A 22,183-nucleotide genomic window follows, 5' to 3' on the forward strand; every position below is an offset into this window, starting at 1 on the left:
TAAGGTAAGTGAACTCCACTCACTCCCCCAGTGTCTGTCTGCTGTCGGCCCACTGGATGGATTGCATGGCCATTTGCCCACCTGGCAGCTCTGCTGCAGTGCGCCATCCTGATCGCGTATTTGTCTTCACTCATTCGCTTGGCCGGCTTTTATCGCACCCGTTTACAGGGTTTCGTTCAATCGCCATGTGAAGATTGCCCCATGTTCCTATTTCGTCACTTCCCCTCCCGTGTCCCTTCGTTGCACAACCTCACCCTGGCTGCGTGCCTACTGGCCAGCGTTAGCGCCCACGCTGAAACAAATGCCGGTAATACGCGCTGGGTCAGTGACAGCCTGAATACCTTTGTGCGCAGCGGCCCAACCAACGGCTACCGTATCGTTGGCACACTCACCTCCGGGCAGAAGGTCACCTTGCTGCGCACCGACGGCGATTACAGCCAGGTTCGCGGCGAAGGTGGCGATGCCGTGTGGATTGCCAACAAAGACCTGCAAGAAGTACCCGGCCAGGCCGAACACCTGCCGCAGCTTGAACAAAAAGTGAGCGACCTGAGTGCCGAGCTAGAAGGCATCAATGGCACTTGGGAACCCCGCGTACAGGGCATGCAGGAAACCCTGGACTCACGCAAAACCCTGATCGACGAGCTGCAAACCGCCCGTTCGACTCTGGATATAGAGTTAAGCCGAGCCAACTCCGAGCTACGTGAGCTGCAAGCGCAATTGGGCGAAGAAAACCAACAGGTACTGACACGCTACATGGTGTATGGCGGTGGCATTGCCGGGGCGGGGCTACTCGCTGGGCTGATCCTACCGACCATGTTGCGGGTACGGCGCAAGCGTAATGATCAGTGGGTTTGACCCGCCAAGAAGCCGGCTAGCCCGGTGAAAGCCCCCCAGCAGCGCCACACACTACGGGCCTGCTGGGCGTGATCGCACAAACCCACAATGATCTAGTTCGAGTTAGGCCATATGCAGCCGTTTGGGGATAACGCTGCGGCTTTCCGTGCGGATCGTCCAGCACACACCCCCTAGCACCAACAGCATGCCGAGTACCTCCACAGCACTGGGCAGTGCCCACGCCAATAAGTAGCTGTAGAACAGCGCGCAAAGGGTTTCGAAAATAATCAATTGCCCGCCGATAGAGACGGGCAAGCGTTGCGCCGCCGCGTTCCACAGCGCGTTAGCCACCCACGAACCGGCAATGGCCATAAACAAAGCGGTCAGCATAAAGATCGTGAGGCGTTCACGACTAAGGTCGGTGGGCACTAGCTGCGGCTGAGTCAGGATCACCATTACACTCAGCAGCAAGGCCATAAAACCGGTTGTTATGCCGAGCAGCGTTGACCACTCCCCCGGAGTGAAACGCCCTGTTTTGAGCTGATGAGCATTGCGCAGTGCAAACCACGACCATGACAGCACACCGAGACAGGCGTAACCGGCCCCCAGCATCTGCCGCATGCCGCCCTCACCGCGAATGACCGCCATAACGGCTGGAAGGTTGAGCCAGATAATGCCGGTGAAAATCAGTGCGAGCGAGAACAGCATTGAGCGCAAACTGACCTGGCTATAACGGCGCCCCATCAGCATCACCGCGATGGGAATCAGCCCATTAATAAGCGATGCCGTTGCAACGCCGGCATCCTGCACGGCCGCACTCAACAAGATGAAATAGAGCAGGTTGCCGGTCAGCGCCAGCTCAAGCAGGAGTCGTTGATCCTGGCGAGTCAGCCGGCGAAATAACGCGCGAGCATTGGGCAGTGCTATCAGGGTCGCAAATAACCCATAGAGCAAAAACCGCACGCAGCTGATCACCACCGGGTGAACATCCGGAATCAATGCAGGTGCCACTATCACGGCACCCCAAAGAGCTCCTGCCATGCCACCTTGGACTACTGCCTTCTTCATGCCGCTCTTCCCTTTCATTCAAGGTGGCGACTTTATGGCTAAAGCATTGAGGTCTGTAGCGACATTGCCGCATGCTGTCATTCCAAACAGGCATGCCATTTGTTGAGAACGTCTAATGTCCGCACGCTTTCACCACCTGCCTCCACTCGATACGTTAATTGCTTTCGAGTCCGTGGCTCGCTTGGGCAGCTTTACCCGCGCCGCCGATGAGTTGTGCGTGACCCAAAGCGCGATCAGCAAACAGATACGCACCCTCGAGCAAGCTCTCGGCGTTGCGCTATTTGTCAGGGGCGCTCGCGGCGTTGAGCTGTCAACAGCAGGCGGGATCTACCAGCAAGAGGTCGTGCCGGCACTGCAACGCATACATTTAACGGGGCAGCGAATTAGTACAACCCACCATCCCAATACCGTCACCGTGTTGGCGACCCATGCGGTTTCGCAGTTTTGGTTATTCCCGCGCCTACTCGAATTCAATGCCGAACATCCGCACATCACCATCCACATCCACGCCAGTAACGACATCATGCCGTTTATGGTGCCCGAGCATGACCTGGCGATTCTCTATGGCAGCGGTGACTGGCCGAACCTGGAGGCGACCCCGCTAATCCCCGAAGTCATCTATCCATTGGCTCGCCCAGGCGTGAGCGGTAGCGAGGTGAAAACGCTCGACGCACTGGCAAAACTGCCCTTGATCCAACTGGCGTCGACATGGGACTGCTTCGAGTGGCGCGACTGGTTTGCCCACTTTGATATGGCCTACCAACCGCCCAAATCCAACCCTACCTTCAACCAACTCACCCTGACCTACGCGGCAATTCAACAAGGCACAGGCATTGGTCTCGCTTGGGCATTTATGGCGCAAGAGGCAATCGACAAGGGTGATTTGGTACGTGTGACAGAGCACTTTGTTGAAACGGGGCTGGCTGAATTCGTCGTACACGACCTCGCCCGCCCCCTGTCTGCTGCCACAGCGTTATTCAGAGACTGGTTAATCGCTCGTAGGATGGGTTAAGCGCAGCGATACCCATGCAGCTATCGGCTCAGCGCTTGATTCGTCAGAGGAAGTGATGGGTATCGCGTTGCTCCACCCATCCTACGTAAGCACCAGAACCGGGCCACGACATTGGTGCAGAGGGCCGCCTCTGGCAGAGGACGTCCCTCACTTAATCATCGCGCGTCAGCACTTCCAGCAGCTCGATCTCGAAGACCAGATTGGCGTGCGGCTTGATATGCGCGCCGAATTCACGCTCGCCGTAGCCTAGGTGCGAGGGCACGAACAGCTTGCGCTTGCCGCCAACCTTCATGCCCATCATGCCGATGTCCCAGCCCTTGATGACCCGACCGGTGCCGATCACGCACTGGAAAGGCTTGCCGCGCGCATAGGAGGAATCGAACGTGCTGCCATCTTCGAGAAATCCGTTGTATTGGGTGGTGATAAGCGCACCCTTGACCACTTCCTTGCCGTCACCCAGTTGAATATCTTCAATCACTAGTTCGTTGCTCATCACTCACCTCGCTTCGTCGCCCAGTCTGCTTGCGCCGGGCTTACAGGAACATCACTCGGCTACCGGCTCCAGAACAGCCAACAGCTCAGATAACCGCGCATCCAGTTGCGCTAATTCTGCGGCCGCAATCGGCGCTAAAAGCCGCGTCTCATTGGCGACATGTGCCGTCACCGCCCGATCAATCAACTCCAGCCCGGCCGGCGTCAACTGCACCAGCATGCTACGTGCATCGCTGGGATTGGCCAGACGACTGACCAGCCCTGACGCTTCGAGCTGCTGCAACTGCCGGGTCATGGTGCCGGAGGTAATCATCAGTGTAGAAAACAGAGTCGTCGGAGCAAGGCAGAAAGGCTCGCCGGCGCGGCGCAAGGTGGCCAGCACATCGAACTCCCAGGCGGTCATACCGAAGCTACTAAAGACTTTATCCAGTTCGCGGCGCAGTAACGCCGAGCAGCGCCCGAGCCGGCCGATCACGCCCATTGGGCTGACATCCAGATCAGGCCGTTCGCGCCCCCACTGCTGAAGAATTGCATCGACCGCATCCATCTGCCGTTGAATCGCCATTGGCTTACCCCTGAAGATTTTTATCTTGAACTCAAGACAAGTTGGCATTAGCCTCGCATTTTATCTTGAATGCGAGACAAATGCATGGACCGCCTAACTTCGCGCAACACCTGGCTGGATGTATTGATTACCGCACTGGCACCCGCCATCTGGGGGTCGACCTATATCGTCACCACCGAGATCCTGCCGCCGGACCGGCCCTTTACCGCTGCGCTGCTGCGCGCCCTGCCCGCTGGTTTACTGTTGGTGCTGTACAGTCGCTACCTGCCGCCGCGCAGAGACTGGCCGCGCCTGCTGACGTTGGCAGCGTTGAATATCGGCTTCTTTCAAGCCTTGCTGTTTGTCGCCGCGTATCGCTTGCCGGGTGGCTTGGCGGCTGTAGTCGGGGCCATTCAGCCGCTGCTAGTGATGGGGCTGGTGTGGTCGATGGATCGCCAGCGACCGGCATCACTCGCGGTTGCCGCTAGCGTGGTCGGCATCGCCGGGATGGCCGCCCTGCTGTTAGCACCCGGAGCGAGCTGGGACCCGGTCGGAATTGTCGCCGCCTTTGTCGGCACCGCCTGCATGGCCAGTGGCACCTACCTCACACGGCGCTGGTCACTCAAGTTGCCGCTCTTGGCGTTTACCGGCTGGCAGCTGTTGCTGGGCGGCCTGTTGCTGCTGCCCGTCGCCTGGTTGATGGACCCGCCACTGCCGTCCCTCAGCCTTTTGCAATGGCTCGGCTATGCCTACCTGTCGCTGTTCGGCGCGTTGCTGGCTTATGTGTTGTGGTTTCGCGGCATCGCCCGCTTAACCCCGGTGGCCGTGTCATCCCTGGGTTTGCTCAGCCCGCTCATGGCGGTGCTGCTGGGCTGGGCCTTACTGGGGCAGAGCATCACCGGCGTGGCATTACTCGGCTTATTGGCCGTATTGGGCAGCATTCTTACAGTGCAATGGGCGGCCACATCCGCTCAAACGAAAACAGCCACCGCGATGCAGACCACGCCAGTTGCAACTGTGCCCCATGCTAAAGTCGCGCCCTGCGCACCCCTGGCTCAAGGCGACGAATAGCGACTATGAAACTCCCGGCACTTACTGGCGAACTCGAAGACTGGACCACCCTGAACAGCAGCATTGGCTTTACCGAGCTGCTGATCGGCAATGGCGCGAGCCTGGCGGTATGGCGCAAGTTTGCGTATTTCTCGCTGTTTGACGAAGCGCAAACCACCAAGAACCGCCCGCTCAGCCCCACCGAACTGAGCGTGTTCCGCGCGCTGGATACCAGCAATTTCGAGCAAGTGCTCAGCGCGTTAAAGAACAGCATTCGAGTCAATGCCGCACTGACCATCAACTCATCGTCGCCGCGCCATCGCTATTTCGCCATCAAGGAAGCGCTGATCCACGCCGTGCGTTCAGTGCATATTCCTTGGAGCCAGATGCAAGCCAACAGCCTGACGCGCATCAACAGCGCACTCAGCCAGTACCAAACGGTGTATTCAGGTAATTACGACCTGCTCAATTACTGGGCCGTGATGCAGACGCCAGAGGCGTTCGAAGATTTATTCCGTGGCCCGGACTCGACCTTCGACCTCGGTAATAACAACCCTCAAGGCAGCGCCACGCGCATGCTCTACCTGCACGGCGGCATGCATCTGGTAAAGAATTTTGACGGCAGCACGCGCATCCTAAACTCATCAGAAAGCACCTTGCTGGCCAGCTTCGCCATCAATCACCTGGGCGATATTCCGCTGTTCGTCAACGAAGGCAGCAGCACCGATAAACTCAAAGCCATCCGCAGCTCGGATTACCTGTCGTTCTGCTACAGCCAGTTGGCCCAGCCCAAAGAAGCCCTGTGCATCTTCGGCCATAACCTGGCGGCGCAGGATCAGCATCTGGTTCAGGCCTTGCAGCAGGCCCGACTGAAGACCCTAGCCATCTCGATCTACCCGCACAACCCGATGTTTATCCAGCAGCAGAAACAGCACTACACCACGCTGTTCGCCGAACAGGACGTGGAGCTGCGTTTCTTCGATGCACTCAGCCATCCGCTGGGCGATCCGGCATTGCGCATCGCAGCCCCGCCGGCGCAATAAGCTACTCTCGGACGGGTCGAATGCCCCAGCCAGTGGAGCGCGAACTAGACTATCTCTGGCTACGACGAGCCAATGCTAACCTGCTACCCGACCGCTTTCATGCTGGGCAAACAATTGCTTTAGGCAAAAAATACCGCGCTCAATGAGCGCGGTATGGGGATAGCAATCAGTCAGCGCACAACTGTGCGATTAAAGAATAATTGCAATCAAGATGATGAGCGGGATTGGCACACCGAGTACCCAGAGCAGTAAAGAGCGCATAAGATTCTCCAATATTGAAAAGGTTGGGGATCAGCCGAGGTCACGGCTATAGGTCACTTGATCACGCTGGCGACCACCAAAGGTTGCAGTCAGGCTGGCGATAAAGGCACCACACAACAGGGCAATAAACATCCAAAGTGATGTCCAAGCAGCCGCTTTTTTCGCGGTATCTGCAGCGGCACGGGCTTGCTCTTCAGCCTGTTGCAAGGCCTGCACAGTACGAGCATAGGTTTCCTGCACGCGCGCCTCAGCTTGGACCTTAGTCAGGTTGGTGTTCTGGGCGACTACCTGCCCCAGATACTGCTTATCGTCTTCACTCAATTGGCCTTGAGCGATGCTGCTGGTGAAGATCCGTCCAGCCTCCATACCCGCCTGAGCCGTATCTGATGGCGGCGTCATGCCGTCAGCAGCAGGAACAGGATCAACTGAGCGGAACAACGAGTCCGTGTAATAGGACATCCAGTTTTCTTGGCTCGCCGCCGCAACCGACGTAGCAGCGGTGGCAGCACCGGAGGCCACATTCGCACCGACTTTGGCACCTGCACCCAAGATCCCACCGACGGCCCCCAACACCAGCGTTGCGCTCAGCAACGTTGCTACCGACCACGCCAAAAAGCCATGGGCTGTATCACGAAAAAAAACTTCATCACCATGCACCGTCGCCCAGTGGGCACGTAACCGCCCGGCCAGGTATCCGCCCACTGCAGCAGCGGCTACTTGGGTTAGGGTCAACCAAAGGATGGCTGAGATGCCCATGGTCTTGGCGCTCGCGCCTTCATTGGCCCAGGGGGAAATGGCACTGAAACCGAAACCTGCTCCCAGCAGTAGCAGAATCAGCGACAGTGATGCTGCGGCCAGTGCCCCAGCGAATATCGCGCCCCAAGAAACGCCGGCCCCGTGGCCGGGATGAACGCGATAGGCAGTAGTAGATTCAATCATGGCGCAAACTCCCTTTATTTTGATGCAAGAATTTAAGCTGCATGCTGTTTTGATCCAGACTTGGCCGCCGCAGTTAGCTCTTTTTTAAGCTGAACTTTCATTTCTTCCATTTGCACACCAAGCTCCTCCAGCTTGGCTTTACCCAGAACTTTTTTGGCTTGCACAAACATCTCGCTCTCTTCTTCTTTGATGTGGTGCTCCAACAGCTCTTTGACGACCTTGGCGCGGCCAGCAAACTCTGGGCTTTTTGGGTTGGTGTCCTTCAAGTCTGGCAGCACCAGTGAATCCACAGTGCGATGCTCTTCCTTGGCCTCGTAATACATCTCAGCCTCTTCCTTTGCGCCGGCCGCTTTAAAAGCGGGGTAAAGAATCTCCTCTTCGAGCGCTGTGTGTACCGTCAGCTCCATTTCCAATTTGCCTACCAAGTCGGTACGCGTTTTGATCGCGCGCTCGGTGGTTTCGCTGAGCTGAGCGAGAAGGTTCTTGACTACTTTATGGTCGGCTTTGAGCAGGTCGATTGCATTCATGGTCGAGGTCTCTCTCTTCGGGCTGTTAGTTGGATTGGTAAATCACACGAATGAATAGAGCACCACGCATGCCAACTCGTAGGAATATATTTAATTCTTATTAAACAAATAGTTATGAAATAAATAGCACTATAGAAGCATGCAAAATGCATGATTTTGCAAAGACGGCCAGGGCAATTTGCACGGGAAGGATGGAATAAAAAGGAAGCTGAAGACGGTTTACCCTGACCGGTATACGAAACCTATCCGATACGGCTTACGAGACTCAGATTTGAGGCTGTAGCATGGCGTTGCGCCAGATATCGAGTACAACTAACGCGCAGAAACGAGGCGAAATTAACCACTTCGCCGCGGTAATCCATGACCTCGTCATACAGCTTGGTGATCAGTTGATTGGTGGTCATGCCATCCACTTCGGCAATCTCGCGCAGGATGTCCCAGAACTGGTTTTCCAAACGCAGGGTGGTGACCACGCCGCGAATGCGCAGTGAACGGGCGCGGGATTCGTAGAGAATCGGGTCGGCTTTAACGTAAAGCTCACACATGACGGCTCCCCTCGTTGGATGCTGGGGCCACGCAGGCCCCAGATGTGACTTCGATTTTATAGCGTGATCTGAGTGCCCAGCACTTTCAAAAACGCCGCCAACCAGTTCGGGTGCGCCGGCCATGCCGGAGCAGTGACCAGGTTACCTTGGACGTGGGCCTGATCCACGGCGATGTCGATGTACTGCCCACCGGCCATTGTCACGTCCGGGCCACAGGCTGGATAGGCACTGCATTCGCGCCCTTTCAAAATACCGGCCGCTGCGAGCAACTGAGCACCGTGGCAAACCGCTGCAATCGGCTTAGCGGCCTTATCGAATGCCTGCACCAACGCCACAACCTGAGGGTTCAAGCGCAGGTACTCAGGCGAACGCCCACCGGGAACCACGAGGGCATCGTAGTCTTCAGCCTTAACTTGGGCGAAGTCGAAATTCAGGGCGAAGTTATGCCCCGGCTTTTCGCTGTAGGTTTGCTCACCTTCAAAATCGTGGATAGCGGTGCGTACGCTCTGCCCGGCGGTCTTGTCCGGGCACACGGCGTGCACCTGGTGACCGACCATCAACAGCGCCTGAAACGGCACCATGACTTCGTAGTCTTCGACGTAGTCGCCGACCAGCATGAGAATCTTTTTAGCGGCCATTTGCGTGCTCCCTTTGTGAGTTGAGAAGCACAGAGTGTTATGCCGATTCGCCAAGCGTGGGTAATAACCCGGTACTACAGGGCGAATCGCGGATAAACGGCGCACAGCAAATAAACAGGAAACGAGCCGGGCCTCACAGGAAACCCGGCGTTTTGATGGCGTTACTCGAGCACTTCTTCATCACGGTGCAGCACATAGGTGCAGCCCGTGTCGTCATCCAGATAATCGTGCACGTAATACATCACCACCTCACCCAGGCTCGGCTGAGCCGCGACATAGTCGCCGATATCCACCGTGAAATGGCTCTTTGAGCCGGGCTTGGCTTCGCATTCAATACGCGCATTCACAAACAGCTCAGGTGCGCTGTCGCCAAAGTAATCCTCGCGCTCTGCCGCGTCCCAATCGGCCGGAGCCTCAAACGGGCCGCAGAACAGCACCTTGGCATCACCCAGATCCACTTCCTCAGCATCCGGGTCCTGATCCTTTTCATCGGCGCGATAAACCGTGCAGTCCTGCGCTTGCGGGTTTTGCAGGAGGGCCAGACGGGCCGCCAGTTGTTGCTCAGTATCCATAGGGGGCATAACTATCTCCGAGCGGTGGCGCTTAAGGTCCAGGGATGAATAGGTTCTTTTGAGGTTGCATAGCGCTCGCCCCGAAGAGGGCGGCCGCGACGTCAAGAGAACCTAACCATGCCCGTTTTAACTGCGCTTAGCGAGAGAAAGTCCGCCGATCAAATGGACAGAAACAACTCAGCCCAGCATCCAGGCGCACAGCCAGCAACGCCGAGGCGTCACAGCTTGCCGCGACGCTGCGCGCGCTCTTCACGGCGCGCCTGCTGCTGCACTTCGGCCAGCACTTCTTGCACATAGTCGATATGCCGATTGGACAGCGTGCGCGCCTCTTCGGCGCGGCCTTCGATAATCGCCTGGTACAAAGCGCGGTGTTGTTCGATCAACATGTCGCGGGTCTCGTCGCGCTGCGCATACATGCCGCCGATGTTGGTCAGTACATTGCGTTTGAGCAGATCGAACAAACCACGAATGGTGTGCAGCAGCACGGCGTTATGGCTGGCCTCGGCAATCGCCAAATGAAAGTTGGCATCGGCGGTGCCCTCTTCGGCACGGGTCACCTTACCGCTGCGGCTGTAGCAGTCCTGCAATAGCGCAAACGCATCGCTGAGGCGCTGTCGATCCAGCTCGGTGGCGCGTTGCGCGGCGTAAAAGGCGCAGGAGCCTTCCAGGGTGTGGCGAAACTCCAGCAGATCGCGCTGGGCTTCGGGGTTACTTTCCAGCAGGTGCAGCAGCGGATCACTGAAGGTCGACCCCAGGGTCTCGGCCACATAATTGCCGCCACCATGCCGACTGAGCAGTAAGCCCTTGGCCGCCAGTTTCTGGATCGCTTCACGCAGCGATGGCCGCGACACACCAAATTGCTCGGCCAGCACACGCTCGGCCGGCAAGCGTTCGCCGGCCTTGAGCGTGCCTTCGAGAATCATGGTTTCCAGTTGACTGACGATATCGTCCGACAAACGGCGCTGACGCACCGACCCCACTTCCATTATCCGTACTCCACTGGTTTGACCACCTGCCACGGGCCTCTCGGGCCCTCTGGAGGTCAGCCTATCGCCCACTCGGCGCACAGGCAAGGCGGCACATTTCGACCAAAGTCGTAAGGCAGCTAATTGACAGGCTAAAGCGGTCACTCTTACCCTGACCGCGCAGTCGTGTAAATTGGTATTACCAATTTACACGACTAAGACAATTCCAAGAATCCAACGAGGTCACCCCATGCCGGCTCTTGCCTATCGACTCGCCATACCGCTGCACCCGCATTTACCCATGCTCAACGCACAGCGTTAAGGGGAGGCCGTCATGTCAACTGGTCTTCTTGCTCTACTCGCCTTTTCCCCCATCCTGCTCGCCGCCATTCTGCTGATCGGCCTGCGCTGGCCAGCCAAACACGCCATGCCATTGGTGTACCTGCTCACCGCCTGCGTTGGCATGGTCGCCTGGGACATGAGTTTCAACCGCGTCCTGGCCTCCACCGTGCAGGGGCTGCTGATTACCCTCGGCCTGCTGTGGATCATCTTCGGCGCGATTCTGCTGCTCAACACCCTCAAGCATTCGGGCGGTATCACCGCGATTCGTGCCGGCTTTGCCACCATCAGCCCGGACCGGCGCATTCAGGCCATCATCATTGCCTGGCTGTTCGGCTGTTTTATTGAGGGCGCGTCCGGCTTCGGCACACCTGCCGCCATCGCCGCACCACTGCTGGTAGCCATCGGCTTCCCGGCTATGGCTGCAGTGCTGATGGGCATGCTGGTGCAAAGCACGCCGGTGTCGTTCGGCGCGGTGGGTACGCCGATCATCGTCGGGGTCAACACCGGCCTGGACTCGGCCACCATCGGCGCACAGCTGGTTGAGCAGGGTTCTTCCTGGGCGCAGTTTCTGCAGTTGATCACCAGTGAAGTGGCAGTCATCCACGCCATCGTCGGCACCGTGATGCCGCTGGTGATGGTGCTGATGCTGACGCGCTTCTTCGGCACCGAGAAAAGCTGGAAAGCCGGTTTTGCAGTGCTGCCGTTCGCGATCTTCGCGGGCCTGGCCTTCACCATTCCCTATGCGCTGACTGGCGTGTTCCTCGGCCCTGAATTCCCGTCCCTGGCCGGTGGCTTGATTGGCCTGGCGATTGTTACCAGCGCCGCACGCATGGGCTTTCTGCTGCCGAAAACCACTTGGGATTTCGCCCCGGCGGACAAATGGCCGGCTGAGTGGCTGGGCACCGTGGAAATGAAACTCGACCAGCTGACCGCCAAGCCGATGAGCGCCCTGCGCGCCTGGCTGCCCTATGTACTGGTGGGCTTGCTGCTGGTGATCAGCCGGATATTCCCCGAGGTAAGCGCCGCACTCAAAGGCGTAATGCTCAACTTCCCCGATCTGCTCGGCGAAACCGGCATCAGCGCTAACTTCCAACCGCTGTACCTGCCGGGCGGGATTCTGGTGACAGTGGTAATCGCAACCTTTTTCCTGCATGGCATGAAGCTGCGCGACCTCGGTTCAGCAGTCAAAGAATCCTCTGGTGTGCTGCTAAGTGCAGGCTTTGTCTTGCTGTTTACCGTGCCAATGGTGCGCATCCTGATCAACTCCGGGGTCAATACCGCTGAGCTGTCGAGCATGCCGATCCTGATGGCGCGCTGGGTGGCTGATAGCGTGGGCGGTATCTACCCGCTGTTGGCACCGAGCGTCGGTGCCCTGGGTGCCTTTATCGCCGGCTCCAACACCGTCAGCAACATGATGTTCAGCCAGTTCCAGTTTGGCGTGGCCAACAGCCTGGGCATCTCCAGCGCGCTGATCGTCGCGGTGCAAGCCATTGGTGCGGCGGCCGGCAACATGGTCGCCATTCACAACGTGGTCGCGGCGTCAGCCACGGTCGGCCTGCTGGGCCGCGAGGGCAGCATCCTGCGCAAGACCGTCTGGCCTACCCTGTACTACGTACTGTTTACTGGCTTGATCGCACTGTTTGCGGTGTATGTACTGGGCATCAGCGACCCACTGATGGCGAGCTGAACTTGACCGATCGCTGCGCGTCGCCAGCCCGGCACGCAGCGTTAAACGCCTACCCCTTATTCCTGATTCCGGGTGACTCCATGATCATTTCTGCCTCCACCGATTACCGCGCCGCTGCCCAACGCAAGCTGCCGCCGTTTTTGTTTCACTACATCGACGGCGGCGCTTATGCCGAGCACACCCTGCGCCGTAACATGGCGGATCTGGCCGACATCGCCCTGCGCCAGCGCGTGCTGCGCAATATGTCGGAACTGAGCCTGGAAACCCGCTTATTCAATGAAACCCTGAGCATGCCCGTGGCCCTGTCGCCCGTGGGCCTCACCGGCATGTACGCACGTCGTGGTGAAGTGCAGGCGGCCAAAGCCGCAGCGGCCAAGGGCATTCCCTTTACCCTGTCCACCGTTTCGGTGTGCCCGATTGAAGAAGTCGCCCCGGCCATCGACCGGCCTATGTGGTTTCAGCTGTATGTGCTGAAAGACCGCGGCTTTATGAAAAACGCCCTGGAGCGCGCAAAGGCCGCGGGCGTTACCACCCTGGTGTTCACCGTGGACATGCCCGTACCGGGCGCGCGCTACCGCGATGCCCACTCCGGCATGAGCGGCCCCAATGCGCCACTGCGGCGCATGCTGCAAGCCGTGACCCACCCACGCTGGGCCTGGGATGTCGGCCTGCTGGGCAAGCCCCATGACCTCGGCAATATTTCCGCCTACCGCGGCAACCCCACCGGTTTGGCCGATTACATCGGCTGGCTGGGCGAGAACTTCGATCCCTCCATCTGCTGGAAGGATTTGGAGTGGATTCGCGAGTTTTGGGATGGCCCGATGGTCATCAAAGGCATTCTCGACCCACAGGACGCTAAGGATGCAGTGAGCTTCGGTGCCGACGGCATCGTCGTGTCCAACCACGGTGGTCGCCAGCTTGATGGCGTGCTCTCCAGCGCTCGCGCCCTGCCGGCGATTGCCGATGCGGTTAAAGGCGATTTGGCGATTCTTGCCGATTCCGGCATTCGCACCGGTCTGGACGTGGTGCGGATGATTGCTCTCGGTGCTGACACGGTGATGCTCGGCCGCGCCTTTATCTACGCGCTGGCAGCCGACGGCGAAGCGGGCGTAAGCAACTTGCTGGATTTGATCGAGAAAGAAATGCGCGTGGCCATGGTGCTGACCGGGGCCAAATCGATCAGCGAAATCAGCGCCGATTCACTGGTACGCGAACTGCACCACGCTGCATCCTAAAGCCGCATTTTGATCTGGAGCCTGCATGAGCCTGCCTGCCGATTTTCTCACCGCTGTTGAATGCCTGATCCCGGCCGACCGTCGTTTCGACGATCCGCTGTCGACCCTGGCCTTCGGCACCGACGCCAGCTTCTACCGGCTGATTCCCAAGCTGGTGGTGCGCGTCGAAGCGGAACAGGAAGTGGTTGAGCTGCTCAAACTGGCAGGTGTGCATCAGGTGCCGGTGACCTTCCGCGCCGCTGGCACCAGCCTGTCCGGGCAAGCCATCAGCGATTCAGTGCTGATCGTCTTGGGCGACAACTGGAACGGTCGGGAGATTCGCGGCCAGGGCACGCAGATTCGCCTGCAACCCGGCGTAATCGGCGCTCAGGCGAATGCCGTACTCGCGCCGTTTCAGCGCAAAATCGGCCCCGACCCGGCCTCGATCAACGCCTGCAAAATCGGCGGCATCGTCGCCAACAACGCCAGTGGTATGTGCTGCGGTACTGCGCAAAATAGCTACCACACCCTGGCCGGCATCCGTTTGGTGCTGGCCGATGGCACGGTGCTGGACAGTGAAGACCCGCTCAGCGTCACGCGCTTTTTCGCCACCCACGCCGAGCTGCTGGAGCAACTCAGCGAACTGGGGCGCAGCACCCGTGCTAACACTGAACTGGCCGCGAAAATCCGCCACAAGTACCGACTAAAAAATACCACCGGGTTGTCGCTCAACGCCCTGATCGACTTTGATCAGCCGCTGGATATTCTCAGCCACTTGCTGGTCGGCTCCGAGGGCACTCTGGGCTTTATCAGTGCGGTGACCTACAACACCGTGCCCGACTACCCGCACAAGGCCAGCGCCCTGCTGGTGTTCCCCGATGTGGAAAGCTGCTGCCGCGCGGTCAGCGTGCTCAAACAACAACCGGTGTCCGCCGTCGAGCTACTGGACCGCCGCAGCCTGCGTTCAGTACAGGACAAACCCGGCATGCCGGCATGGGTCAAAGGCTTGTCCAATAACGCCTGCGCCCTGCTGATCGAATCGCGCGCCGCCAACCAGAGCCTGCTGCACGAACAACTGCAATTGATCATGGCCTCCATCGCCGCTTTCCCCTTGGAAAAGCAGGTGGATTTCAGCGAAGACCCGAGCGTCTACAACCTGCTGTGGAAGATCCGCAAGGACACCTTCCCCGCCGTCGGCGCGGTGCGCCAAACCGGCACCACGGTGATCATCGAAGACGTGACCTTCCCCGTCGAACAGCTCGCCGAGGGCGTCAACCGCCTGCTCGCGCTGTTCGATAAGCACAGTTATGACGAGGCGATCATTTTCGGCCACGCCCTGGAAGGCAACTTGCACTTCGTATTTACCCAGGCCTTCGAAACACCTGAACAGATCGCCCGCTACTCAGCCTTTATGGACGATGTAGCGCAACTGGTAGCGGTGGAGTTTGGCGGTTCGCTCAAAGCCGAACACGGCACCGGCCGTAACATGGCGCCCTTTGTCGAGCTGGAATGGGGCAGTGATGCCTACCAGCTGATGTGGCAGATCAAGCGCCTGCTAGACCCGCAAGGCATCCTCAACCCGGATGTGGTGCTGTCGGATGATCCGCAACTGCACCTGAAAAACCTCAAGCCGCTGCCGGCCGCCGATGAGATTATCGATAAGTGCATCGAGTGTGGGTTCTGCGAGCCAGTGTGCCCGTCCAAAGGGCTGACCCTGAGCCCGCGTCAGCGCATCGTGATCTGGCGCGATATCCAAGCCAAGCAACGTGCCGGCATCGATACCCGCGAGCTGGAAGCGGCTTATCAATACCAGGGCATCGACACCTGCGCCGCCACTGGCCTGTGCGCGCAGCGCTGCCCGGTGGGCATTAACACCGGCGACTTGGTGCGTCAGTTGCGTGGCCGCGACGCTAACAATCAGCGCAGCGCCGACTGGCTGGCAAATAACTTTCGCCGCGCCATGCAAGGCGCACGGGTCATGCTGCACGTGGCCAGTGGCGCGCGCATGGTCATGGGCGCGCCCCTGCTCAGTCGTACCTCGGCGGCTATCAGCAAAGCCAGCCAGGGCCGCGTACCGCAGTGGACGCCAGCCATGCCGCAACCGTTGCAGCGTTTGCAATTACCCAAATCTAATGAGGATGCACGGCCACGCGTGGTCTATCTGGCGGCCTGCGTGTCCCGCGCCATGGGCCCAGCTGCAACCGATGCCGAGCAAATGCCCCTGCTCGACAAAACCCGCGCGCTGCTGGAGAAAGGCGGCTTCCAGGTGGTGTTCCCGGATGACCTGGATAACCTCTGCTGCGGCCAGCCGTTTGCCTCCAAAGGCTATGCCGAGCAAGCCGAACGCAAAAAGCAGGAACTGATCGACGCGCTGCTCAAGGCCAGCCGTGGCGGCCTCGACCCTATCTACTGCGATACCAGCCCCTGCACCCTACGGCTGATTCAGGATGGCTTGGATTCTCGATTGAAACTGCATGACCCAGTGAAGTTTATCCGCGAACAGTTGCTCGACCGTCTCGACATCAGCCCACAGGAAAAAGCGGTGGCGGTGCATGTCACTTGCAGCACCCAACATCTGGGCGAGGCTCAAGGGCTGATCGATATCGTGCGGCGCTGCACCTCAGAGGTGGTGATTCCCGAGGGCATTCACTGCTGCGGCTTTGCCGGCGACAAGGGCTTTACCACCCCGGAGCTGAACGAGCATGCCCTGCGCAGCCTGAAATCCGCCGTGCAGTACTGCGAGGAAGGCATCAGCACCAGCCGCACCTGCGAAATCGGCCTGAGCCAACATGGCGGTATCGAATACCACGGGCTGGTGTATCTGCTGGACCGGGTCAGCCGGGCACGCGCGTGAAGGGAAACCGGAACAACGCAGTACGCAAAAAGTGAAGTGATACGCGCACATCCTCGTCAAAAAAAATGAACTTTGCCAAATACACGGCAGTCATTTTTTATGCCTGAATGATTTAGGCGGATGTAGATCTCGCCCCGTGGACCATGCCTTGAGAGGCAGCCAGGGCCGAGAAACAATCAACGATGAGAGGACTATCACATGAAGCGTACAGCCCTGTTTTTTGCCGCCGCCGTACTGGCCTCCCCTGCGTTTGCCGCTGATGACCTGTGCACGGTCAAAATGCAGCAGCTTGATGACAACACCAATGCGATGGAAACCTTAGGCTCGCCCCTTAAGGAGCAGGTTGAAGAGCATAAAATGATGGCTGAAAAAGCCAGAAGTGCGGGCAACTCAGAAGATTGCGCCACCCACGCGACTAAAGCGTTAGAGCTGTTAATGAAGACCGACAGCCAAGTCAATTAACACCGACTGAACAGCCTGAGCGCCCACCCACGCTGACTAATGCGTATGGGCGCCGGGCATCGGTAAGCAATCGTACGATCCATTACCTGATTACCAAAACCACTATTCCTATCGCGCGAGCGTGATTGCACCCATCTGTCGAACGCTGCAGTTCGCCAACGCCTAGCGCCCTCCTGGGGCCCCCTGCCCTAACAAACTGAGTGCCACGCGCCGCACCTGTGCCAAATCAATTGGCTTAGCCAAGCAGGCTTGCGCACCGCGTCGACGTGCTTCAGCAAACACCGCTTCATCCGCAGCAGCGCTGATGACCAACACAGGAACACCTTGCAGCCGCGGATTCAGACGCATGGCATCAAGCACCTGCATCCCGTCACCATCGGGTAAATCCAGGTCGAGTAATAGCAACGTCGGTGTGCATTGCTCCAGTTCGATCAGCGCGCGCTGCACCGACCCGGCACCGCGCACGTCGGCAAACTCTCGCAGCGCTTCTTGAACCACTTTCAGACAAGCCGGGTGATCTTCAACACACAACACCTCGGCCAGCTGTTTGGGCTGCATCGCCACTGCATCAATATTAGGAGCAACCTGAGCGGCTGGAGCTGCAGCGCCTGGCAGATCAATCCAGAAGCGGCTGCCGCTGCCGGCAACACTGCTAAAACCCATCTCGCCTGCCATCAAGGTGGCCAGCTCGCGGCACAACACCAAACCAATCCCAGTACCGGGAATATTGGAATTCTCTCGACCAAGACGCTGGAATGGCTGGAACAAGTTGGCCTGCTGCTCGGCACTCAGGCCCGCACCATTATCCTCAACCCACAAGCGCACACAGTCGGAACGCACTTCATAACCAATGCGCAATAAACCCTGCGGGCTGTTGTACTTGATCGCATTGGACAGCAAATTGAGCAGCACCTGACGCACGCGGCGCATGTCCGCCTGCACATACAGACCCGTGTCCGCCTCAGCAACAACCTGCATGTGCAACTGACGCTGCTGCACCTCCGGCAGCACCAGCTCGGCACAGCCATGCAGCAGTGCGCCGACCTCCACCGCTTGAAGCTTGAGCTGCTGACGCCGACTTTCAATGCTCGACAGATCAAGAATATCGTCCACCAATGACGTCAGATGGCGACTGGCATTGACGATCTCACGGGCATAATCGCCTTCTAGCTTGGCCTCTGGCTTGTCCTGCGCCTCCATTTCGATCAATTGGCCAAAGCCATAGATCGCATTGAGCGGCGTGCGTAGCTCATGGCTCATGCTGGAGAGGAAACGACTCTTGGCCTGGCTGGCGGCCTGAGCATCCAGGCTGGCGCGGCGCAAGTCCTCCTGCACCTGTTTAAGCCGAGTGATATCAACGTGGGTGCCAGCCACGCGCAATGCACGCCCATCAGCGTCACGTTCCAGCACCTTGCCGCGGCTGAGCAACCAGACGTATTCACCCTGCGCATCGGCGTAGCGGTACTCGGCCTCGAACTGATCTTCACCGCTGCTGGCAAACAGCTGGCGCAGATGGCGAATCCGCTCTAGATCATTGGGATGCACACGCTGGTTAAACTCACTGAAACTCATCACCGCATGAGCCACACCAAAACGCTTGAGAAAGCGCTCGCTGAGGCTGATGCTCATGCTGGCCGCCTCGACTTCCCAGAGACTTTCAGTGGTGCTCTCCAGCACCAACTGAAGAATCCGCTGCGCGTCTACACGCTGCACTTCACTGGCCTGTAACTGCTCGCCAGTATGCTGCACGGCCACCGCCATGCTCACCAGCTCGTCGATCTGGCTACTGGGCGCACTGGGTTGATAATTGCCTTGACCCAACTCGCGCATCATCCCGACTACCCCATCAATCGGTTGCACCAACTGCTCGCTCAAACGCCGCGAGCGCACCCACATCAAGGCAAAAAACAGCAGGTAGAACAGCCCCAGGCCGACAATTAACAGATAGCCGATATGCAGGTAACGCTCAGCCAATCGGTTCGTTTCGCTGTAGATACTCGCTTCATCAACCACCAACAGCAGCTGCCAACCGGTCTGCGGAATCTCACTCCACGCGATCAGCTGCTTGCGCCCACCGAGCACCACTTCCTGCACATTGCCCTGCCCGGCCTTCATGGCCTGCAACAACGGCTGCATTTCCGCGCGCTTGGCCAGGTTGAAGTCCTCAGGCTTGAGCACCTCACGGCGCACCGCTTCGGCGTAGGAGTATTCCGTCAGCTCGCGCAGGCCAAAATCCTCTTCACCGGCACGCGGGAGGGCCATGATATTGTGATCACGGCTGACCAACATGGCATACCCCTGCCAAGGCACCCCCAACTCGCCAATCTCCCCCAGCATCTGTCCGACCGTGATATCCAGCCCCACTACGCCTTCGAGAAAATCATCGCGATAAACTGGCGCCACTGCCGACATCATCCAGCCCATACCCGCTGGGTCTAGATACACATCGGTCCACGCCACCTTGCGACCAGGGTTGTGCGTAGCGTCCGCCAGGTAATAGAAGTTGTAATCAGGTATCACCATGTCATGGGGATACTGCTCGGGCGTCATAAAGAAGGGGTAGATGCGGTTATAGCTATCCCAACTATTGAAGTAGGCCGCCGCCACCATGGGGTTAGCCGCCTGGATCGAGCGCATCAAGGGGTCGAGTTGAGACAGTCGCAAAGCCTTGGCATGGTCCTGCTGCGCGACTGGCGTACTGTTGGCATAAAAGGATGCCGCTCGGCCATCATCGCTGCGACTGAAGAACACGCCGCTTTCAGACAACGCATGGCGTTGGAGCTCCAGTACATCAGGTTGAAAGCCTTCGTTACGTAACGCATTGAGCGCAGCGTCACGAAATATCTGCACCTGGGCTTCGACTGAACGCAAGCGCCCGTCGATCACCTGCCCCTCACGCATGGCCGCAGCCGAGAGATCGTCTAGCGCGCTCTCCTGCAAATGTTCAATCTGCGCATCACGAATGGCCGCATTACTCAGCAGATATACAGTGATCAACACTGACTCGACCAGAATCAGCGGAATCAGAGCGCTTTGCACAAAAGCGCGCCAGATCCACTGGCGCAAAGGGTAACGCGTCGTGCGCGGCATACGAGGGTCTCATCCAAAAGACAAAGCGAATGTGCAGGATGCAATCATAGCCGGCAACTGTCATCAGCGTCCGACAGGCAATTGTTGGGTCGACGCTGTGGAACCTTTGGCGTAGACTCGCGTCCCAGTACCAGCAACACAAGTTTTGGGGCCGATTAGGATTCGACGCCGGTAGTGAAACTTGAGGGGCATGCCGAGTTGGTAACAGAACTCGTAAATCCACTGTTGCAAAACTCTATAATTGCCAATGATGACAATTACGGTGCTCAACTAGCTGCGTAAGCAGCCTAGTCGCACTTCTGGTAGCTTCGGCTCCAGCAATCATTAGGGGATGTCTGTAAACCCGAAATGATTGTCATATAGAACAGAATCGTCGCCTAGTACGTTGTGGACGAAGCGCCTAAAACTTACACAACTCGCCCAAAGCACCCTGCCCGTCGGGCGGCCAAGGGTTAACTCAGTAGACACGGCTAAGCATGTAGAACCAACAGCGGAGCACTGGCGGACGGGGGTTCAAATCCCCCCGGCTCCACCAAATACACATCTAAGGGCGTCCACGGACGTCCTTTTTTGTGCCTGAAATCCAGCAAATACGGGGCTTTCAGCGCCACCAGCGTCCACGAGCATCCACTCAAAGCCACGCCAATCTGTATTCCAAATTGTATTCCAAGCACTCAAGTGCTAATTTTTGGAATACAGAATCTCTTCTTGGAATACCAATGGGCGCCAAAGCTACCACCCTCTCTGAACTCAAAATCAAAGCCGCCAAGCCTAAGGACAAGGATTACGTTCTTAGTGATGGAAATGGCTTACAGATGCGAGTGAGAATCAATGGCTCTAGGCTATGGAACCTTAATTATCACCACCCCATAACGAAGAAGCGCATCAATATGGGGCTTGGCACCTATCCAGAACTCTCTCTGGCGCAAGCTAGAAAAATGACCGTTGAGGCGAGAGAGCTGCTTGCCATGGGAACTGACCCGAAAGGACATCGGGAAGCTTTAGGACAAGCCAAGAAGGCTGAAACTGAGCACACATTTCAGAATGTCGCGACCTCTTGGTATGAGCTGAAAAAGGATGCAGTGACACCTGCCTATGCTGAGGACATCTGGCGCTCACTGACGCTGCACGTGTTTCCGGATTTGGGCACCACACCGATCTCGGCCATCACCGCACCGCAAGTCATCAACCTGCTTCGGCCACTCGAAACCAAAGGCAGCCTTGAAACCGTTAAACGGCTATCGCAGCGTCTCAACGAGATCATGACCTACGGGGTCAACTCGGGACTGATTCACGCAAATCCACTCAGCGGGATTCGCTCCGTCTTTAAAAAACCGAAAAAGAAGAACATGGCGGCACTTGCTCCCGATGAGCTGAAAGAGCTCATGGTCGCAATTGCCAATGCCAGTATAAAAAGAACGACGCGCTGCCTTATCGAATGGCAACTCAACACCATGACCCGGCCAGCAGAGGCAGCCACCACCCGCTGGGCCGATATTGACTTCGAAAAGCGTATCTGGACGATTCCTGCAGAGCGCATGAAGAAACGGCGCATACATATCGTGCCGCTCACGGAACAAGCACTAGCGCTTTTGGATGCAATCAAACCCTACAGCGGGCATCGGGAGTACGTGTTTCCTGCAGACCGGAATCCTCGAACCCACTGCAACAGCCAGACCGCCAACATGGCGCTAAAGCGCATGGGCTTCGAAGGGCGCCTGGTGAGCCATGGCATGCGCTCAATGGCCAGCACCATACTCAACGAGCATGGCTGGGATCCCGAACTGATCGAGGTAGCACTTGCCCATGTCGACAAGGACGAGGTTCGCAGCGCCTATAACCGGGCGGACTATATCGAGCGCAGACGGCCAATGATGGCTTGGTGGAGTGAACACATTCAGGAAGCAGCAACTGGGAATTTTTCGGTGTCAGTTATCAAGGAAAATCACGACAAAAAAGTCGTTTCAATACGCAAATAACTGGTCTGCTACTTAACGGATAGGGGCCATGCTGATGCGGTAATGGGCAGAAATGCTAGAGGGCA

Annotated in this window: 19 protein-coding genes and 1 other RNA gene; 10 read left to right on the forward strand and 10 right to left on the reverse strand. The window is 57.9% G+C overall.

Going from position 1 to position 22,183, the window contains the following annotated elements; all coding sequences use genetic code 11:
* The first annotated feature begins 201 nt into the window (after positions 1–201).
* Positions 202–855, forward strand: a complete 654-nt coding sequence (locus tag D8779_RS14950) for a TIGR04211 family SH3 domain-containing protein (RefSeq protein ID WP_136665291.1) — start codon at positions 202–204, stop codon at positions 853–855.
* 102 nt (positions 856–957) lie between these two features.
* Here the strand turns inward: D8779_RS14950 and D8779_RS14955 are convergent, their stop codons facing one another.
* Complete coding sequence (locus tag D8779_RS14955; protein WP_136665292.1) at positions 958–1,902, reverse strand: DMT family transporter; 945 nt, start codon at positions 1,900–1,902, stop codon at positions 958–960.
* Between the two features lie 115 nt (positions 1,903–2,017).
* Here D8779_RS14955 and D8779_RS14960 point away from each other — a divergent pair, with 115 nt between their 5' ends.
* Positions 2,018–2,914 (forward strand): LysR substrate-binding domain-containing protein, encoded by an 897-nt coding sequence (locus tag D8779_RS14960; protein WP_136665293.1) that lies wholly within the window; start codon positions 2,018–2,020, stop codon positions 2,912–2,914.
* Between the two features lie 151 nt (positions 2,915–3,065).
* Here D8779_RS14960 and D8779_RS14965 read toward each other — a convergent pair whose 3' ends face one another.
* Together D8779_RS14965 and D8779_RS14970 are read right to left on the reverse strand one after the other, a co-directional pair.
* The gene (locus D8779_RS14965) at positions 3,066–3,407 is read right to left on the reverse strand and encodes an FKBP-type peptidyl-prolyl cis-trans isomerase (protein ID WP_136665294.1); all 342 of its coding nucleotides are present in this window, start codon (positions 3,405–3,407) and stop codon (positions 3,066–3,068) included.
* A gap of 51 nt (positions 3,408–3,458) precedes the next feature.
* On the reverse strand, positions 3,459–3,971 hold the full coding sequence (locus tag D8779_RS14970; protein ID WP_136665295.1) for a MarR family winged helix-turn-helix transcriptional regulator: 513 nt from the start codon (positions 3,969–3,971) through the stop codon (positions 3,459–3,461).
* A gap of 84 nt (positions 3,972–4,055) precedes the next feature.
* Here D8779_RS14970 and D8779_RS14975 point away from each other — a divergent pair, with 84 nt between their 5' ends.
* Both D8779_RS14975 and D8779_RS14980 read left to right on the forward strand, forming a co-directional pair.
* On the forward strand, positions 4,056–5,021 hold the full coding sequence (locus D8779_RS14975) for an EamA family transporter (RefSeq protein WP_136665296.1): 966 nt from the start codon (positions 4,056–4,058) through the stop codon (positions 5,019–5,021).
* Between the two features lie 5 nt (positions 5,022–5,026).
* Positions 5,027–6,043: a DUF4917 family protein gene (locus D8779_RS14980; RefSeq protein ID WP_136665297.1), complete on the forward strand. Its 1,017-nt coding sequence runs from the start codon at positions 5,027–5,029 to the stop codon at positions 6,041–6,043.
* A gap of 291 nt (positions 6,044–6,334) precedes the next feature.
* On the opposite strand, the gene D8779_RS14985 is transcribed toward D8779_RS14980, so the two are convergent.
* The 6 genes from D8779_RS14985 to D8779_RS15010 form a co-directional block, all read right to left on the reverse strand.
* Positions 6,335–7,243, reverse strand: a complete 909-nt coding sequence (locus tag D8779_RS14985; RefSeq protein ID WP_136665298.1) for a hypothetical protein — start codon at positions 7,241–7,243, stop codon at positions 6,335–6,337.
* 32 nt (positions 7,244–7,275) lie between these two features.
* On the reverse strand, positions 7,276–7,770 hold the full coding sequence (locus tag D8779_RS14990; RefSeq protein WP_136665299.1) for a hemerythrin domain-containing protein: 495 nt from the start codon (positions 7,768–7,770) through the stop codon (positions 7,276–7,278).
* A gap of 242 nt (positions 7,771–8,012) precedes the next feature.
* A complete protein-coding gene (locus tag D8779_RS14995; protein WP_136665300.1) occupies positions 8,013–8,315 on the reverse strand; it encodes a ribbon-helix-helix domain-containing protein in 303 nt (100 codons plus the stop codon).
* A 56-nt stretch (positions 8,316–8,371) separates the two neighbouring features.
* Positions 8,372–8,953, reverse strand: a complete 582-nt coding sequence (locus D8779_RS15000; protein ID WP_136665301.1) for a DJ-1/PfpI family protein — start codon at positions 8,951–8,953, stop codon at positions 8,372–8,374.
* A gap of 161 nt (positions 8,954–9,114) precedes the next feature.
* Positions 9,115–9,534 carry a hypothetical protein gene (locus D8779_RS15005; RefSeq protein ID WP_167492585.1) on the reverse strand — a complete coding sequence of 140 codons (420 nt, stop codon included), beginning with the start codon at positions 9,532–9,534 and terminating at the stop codon, positions 9,115–9,117.
* Positions 9,535–9,743: 209 nt separating this feature from the next.
* Positions 9,744–10,511, reverse strand: coding sequence for an FCD domain-containing protein (locus tag D8779_RS15010; protein WP_136665302.1), 768 nt, complete (start codon positions 10,509–10,511; stop codon positions 9,744–9,746).
* A gap of 313 nt (positions 10,512–10,824) precedes the next feature.
* Here D8779_RS15010 and D8779_RS15015 point away from each other — a divergent pair, with 313 nt between their 5' ends.
* From D8779_RS15015 to D8779_RS15030, 4 genes are all read left to right on the forward strand, one after another.
* On the forward strand, positions 10,825–12,519 hold the full coding sequence (locus D8779_RS15015) for an L-lactate permease (RefSeq protein ID WP_136665303.1): 1,695 nt from the start codon (positions 10,825–10,827) through the stop codon (positions 12,517–12,519).
* An 80-nt stretch (positions 12,520–12,599) separates the two neighbouring features.
* Complete coding sequence (lldD, locus tag D8779_RS15020) at positions 12,600–13,754, forward strand: FMN-dependent L-lactate dehydrogenase LldD (RefSeq protein WP_136665304.1); 1,155 nt, start codon at positions 12,600–12,602, stop codon at positions 13,752–13,754.
* Between the two features lie 25 nt (positions 13,755–13,779).
* The gene (locus tag D8779_RS15025) at positions 13,780–16,587 is read left to right on the forward strand and encodes an FAD-binding and (Fe-S)-binding domain-containing protein (protein ID WP_136665305.1); all 2,808 of its coding nucleotides are present in this window, start codon (positions 13,780–13,782) and stop codon (positions 16,585–16,587) included.
* Between the two features lie 198 nt (positions 16,588–16,785).
* Positions 16,786–17,049, forward strand: coding sequence for a hypothetical protein (locus D8779_RS15030; RefSeq protein ID WP_136665306.1), 264 nt, complete (start codon positions 16,786–16,788; stop codon positions 17,047–17,049).
* A 162-nt stretch (positions 17,050–17,211) separates the two neighbouring features.
* Here the strand turns inward: D8779_RS15030 and D8779_RS15035 are convergent, their stop codons facing one another.
* Positions 17,212–20,139: an ATP-binding protein gene (locus D8779_RS15035; RefSeq protein ID WP_136665307.1), complete on the reverse strand. Its 2,928-nt coding sequence runs from the start codon at positions 20,137–20,139 to the stop codon at positions 17,212–17,214.
* A 147-nt stretch (positions 20,140–20,286) separates the two neighbouring features.
* Between D8779_RS15035 and ssrA the strand changes: the two genes are divergently transcribed.
* Together ssrA and D8779_RS15045 are read left to right on the forward strand one after the other, a co-directional pair.
* Positions 20,287–20,674: a transfer-messenger RNA gene (gene ssrA / locus D8779_RS15040) on the forward strand.
* Positions 20,675–20,858: 184 nt separating this feature from the next.
* Positions 20,859–22,118 (forward strand): integrase domain-containing protein, encoded by a 1,260-nt coding sequence (locus tag D8779_RS15045; RefSeq protein WP_136665601.1) that lies wholly within the window; start codon positions 20,859–20,861, stop codon positions 22,116–22,118.
* The last annotated feature ends 65 nt before the right edge of the window (positions 22,119–22,183 follow it).

This window comes from Pseudomonas leptonychotis (assembly GCF_004920405.1).
GTDB classification, from domain to species: Bacteria; Pseudomonadota; Gammaproteobacteria; order Pseudomonadales; family Pseudomonadaceae; genus Aquipseudomonas; species Aquipseudomonas leptonychotis.

What these genes read in the sequence shown, in the direction of transcription:
- D8779_RS15010 (WP_136665302.1), bottom strand. Translation starts at nt 10,511, where the DNA reads ATGGAAGTGGGGTCGGTGCGTCAGCGCCGTTTGTCGGACGATATCGTC.
- D8779_RS15025 (WP_136665305.1), top strand. Translation starts at nt 13,780, where the DNA reads ATGAGCCTGCCTGCCGATTTTCTCACCGCTGTTGAATGCCTGATCCCG.
- D8779_RS14980 (WP_136665297.1), top strand. Translation starts at nt 5,027, where the DNA reads ATGAAACTCCCGGCACTTACTGGCGAACTCGAAGACTGGACCACCCTG.
- lldD (WP_136665304.1), top strand. Translation starts at nt 12,600, where the DNA reads ATGATCATTTCTGCCTCCACCGATTACCGCGCCGCTGCCCAACGCAAG.
- D8779_RS14955 (WP_136665292.1), bottom strand. Translation starts at nt 1,902, where the DNA reads ATGAAGAAGGCAGTAGTCCAAGGTGGCATGGCAGGAGCTCTTTGGGGT.
- D8779_RS14950 (WP_136665291.1), top strand. Translation starts at nt 202, where the DNA reads ATGTTCCTATTTCGTCACTTCCCCTCCCGTGTCCCTTCGTTGCACAAC.
- D8779_RS14985 (WP_136665298.1), bottom strand. Translation starts at nt 7,243, where the DNA reads ATGATTGAATCTACTACTGCCTATCGCGTTCATCCCGGCCACGGGGCC.
- D8779_RS14995 (WP_136665300.1), bottom strand. Translation starts at nt 8,315, where the DNA reads ATGTGTGAGCTTTACGTTAAAGCCGACCCGATTCTCTACGAATCCCGC.
- D8779_RS14965 (WP_136665294.1), bottom strand. Translation starts at nt 3,407, where the DNA reads ATGAGCAACGAACTAGTGATTGAAGATATTCAACTGGGTGACGGCAAG.
- D8779_RS14970 (WP_136665295.1), bottom strand. Translation starts at nt 3,971, where the DNA reads ATGGCGATTCAACGGCAGATGGATGCGGTCGATGCAATTCTTCAGCAG.
- D8779_RS14960 (WP_136665293.1), top strand. Translation starts at nt 2,018, where the DNA reads ATGTCCGCACGCTTTCACCACCTGCCTCCACTCGATACGTTAATTGCT.
- D8779_RS14990 (WP_136665299.1), bottom strand. Translation starts at nt 7,770, where the DNA reads ATGAATGCAATCGACCTGCTCAAAGCCGACCATAAAGTAGTCAAGAAC.
- D8779_RS15035 (WP_136665307.1), bottom strand. Translation starts at nt 20,139, where the DNA reads ATGCCGCGCACGACGCGTTACCCTTTGCGCCAGTGGATCTGGCGCGCT.
- D8779_RS15015 (WP_136665303.1), top strand. Translation starts at nt 10,825, where the DNA reads ATGTCAACTGGTCTTCTTGCTCTACTCGCCTTTTCCCCCATCCTGCTC.
- D8779_RS15030 (WP_136665306.1), top strand. Translation starts at nt 16,786, where the DNA reads ATGAAGCGTACAGCCCTGTTTTTTGCCGCCGCCGTACTGGCCTCCCCT.
- D8779_RS15005 (WP_167492585.1), bottom strand. Translation starts at nt 9,534, where the DNA reads ATGCCCCCTATGGATACTGAGCAACAACTGGCGGCCCGTCTGGCCCTC.
- D8779_RS15000 (WP_136665301.1), bottom strand. Translation starts at nt 8,953, where the DNA reads ATGGCCGCTAAAAAGATTCTCATGCTGGTCGGCGACTACGTCGAAGAC.
- D8779_RS15045 (WP_136665601.1), top strand. Translation starts at nt 20,859, where the DNA reads ATGGGCGCCAAAGCTACCACCCTCTCTGAACTCAAAATCAAAGCCGCC.
- D8779_RS14975 (WP_136665296.1), top strand. Translation starts at nt 4,056, where the DNA reads ATGGACCGCCTAACTTCGCGCAACACCTGGCTGGATGTATTGATTACC.